General features: G+C 67.3%; 1 pseudogene. It reads right to left on the reverse strand.

Annotated features, from left to right (window positions below):
* A pseudogene (locus tag BRAS3843_RS27850) lies at positions 1–661 on the reverse strand (flagellar protein); the annotation flags it as partial.

The raw sequence follows: 661 nt of genomic DNA on the forward strand, positions 1-661 counted from the left end.
GACCATCACCGACCGCGGTGAGGCCGAGTTTCGCCAGCGCGCCGGTCGAGCCTGACAGTGTGAGGCCGGCCGCCGGAGGCGTCAGCGTGATGGCACCCGATGCGCCGACCGAGCCGCTCACGCCGGTCGCCGTCTGGATCGCCGAGAGCAGGTGGCCCACGGTGTCACCGATGCCGATCGACGTGCCGGTCGAGGTGGTGCCGGCGACGAAGGAGAACGTGGTGCCGTTCACGGTCAGCGTGTCGCCAGCCGAGAATCCGGTCGCCAGATCGTCTGAGGCGCTGCCCGCAGTGCCCGACAGCTTGGTCGTGGCGGTGATCGCGACCGCCGTGGTGTTGTCGTTCAGGAGGGCGGAGCCGGTGACGACGCTGGTGGACGCCGCGACCAGGCTGGTCGCAGTGGCATTGGTCAGCGCAGCCGTCGTGACGGTGGACTTGGTGGAGTAGCCGACCGAGGTCTGCAAGACCTGGTTGGCGATCGACTTGGCGCTGTCGACCAGCTTCTGCAGCGAGGTGATGCCGGTGTTGGCGGCCTGCAGCACCTGCACGCCGTTGCCGATACCATCGAGCAGATTGGAGATGTCGGAAGCGCGGTTGTCGAGACCCTGCGCGGTGAAGAAGTTGGTCGGGTTGTCGAGCGCCGAGTTGACCTTCTTACCGGT

It is taken from the genome of Bradyrhizobium sp. STM 3843 (genome assembly GCF_000239815.1).
In the GTDB taxonomy this organism is placed as follows: domain Bacteria; phylum Pseudomonadota; class Alphaproteobacteria; order Rhizobiales; family Xanthobacteraceae; genus Bradyrhizobium.